General features: G+C 72.2%; 1 protein-coding gene. It reads right to left on the reverse strand.

The window, feature by feature from the left end; translation table 11 throughout:
* Positions 1-237, reverse strand: a 237-nt coding sequence (locus SB754_RS22860) for a hypothetical protein (protein WP_410784548.1), incomplete at both ends; no start/stop codon positions are given.

The following is a 237-nucleotide window of genomic DNA, read 5'->3' on the forward strand; positions in this document are numbered from 1 at the left end:
GACTCCCATCGCCGTATAGAGGGATCCGTCGCACACGAGCGCGGGGGATCCGTCCGCGGAGCAGTAGGCGCCCCACTCGTCGCCCAGCGACGGCGCCACCTCGATGTCCTGCATGGTGATGAGCCGCCAGAGCGCGACCGGGATCATGATGGCCGCGAGCCCGAGCCACACACCCGCGAGCGCCGCCGCGGCCCGCACGGCGAGACTCGCTGTCGTGCCGCGCGAGCGTGCGATCAG

It is taken from the genome of Leifsonia sp. SIMBA_070, from assembly GCF_046534635.1.
Classification (GTDB): Bacteria; Actinomycetota; Actinomycetes; order Actinomycetales; family Microbacteriaceae; genus Leifsonia.